Genomic DNA, 407 nt, shown 5'->3' with positions numbered 1-407 from the left:
CTTGGCGGTCGTGAGGACGCCCTCGCAGCCCGTGGCGCTGGACAGCGGGTGGCCGTGGTTGTCGTGGCCGAGGATGTACTCGACGACGACCCGGCTGCAGTCGACCTGCGCGCCGTCCTCGGCGTCGGTGACCGTGACCCGGAACGGGACCTGGTCGCCGAAGTCGAAGAACTGGCCGTCGGCCGGGAGCTCGAGCGTCACCTCGGGCGCGGTGTTGCCCACGGTGATGGTCGTGGTCGCCACGCCCTGCTTGCCGTCGGCGTCGGTGACGGTGAGCCGCACCTCGTGCTGGCCGTTCTCCGTGAACGTCCGCGAGACCTGGGCGTCGGTGGCGTCGGTCTCGCCGTCACCGTCGAGGTCCCAGGCGTACGTGAACTCCTTGCCGTCCGGGTGGGAGGACCCGGTGC

At 71.3% G+C, this 407-nt stretch carries 1 protein-coding gene; it reads right to left on the bottom strand.

Annotation, left to right across the window (positions count from 1 at the left end; all coding sequences use genetic code 11):
* The coding region (locus G3I78_RS49785; protein ID WP_164437279.1) for a PKD domain-containing protein at nt 1-407 on the bottom strand (407 nt) is incomplete at both ends.

The organism is Streptomyces sp. SID13726, from assembly GCF_010548375.1.
GTDB lineage: Bacteria > Actinomycetota > Actinomycetes > Streptomycetales > Streptomycetaceae > Streptomyces.
The sequence above is the reverse complement of the archived record's forward strand: the minus strand, read 5'-3'. Positions and strand labels throughout refer to the sequence as shown.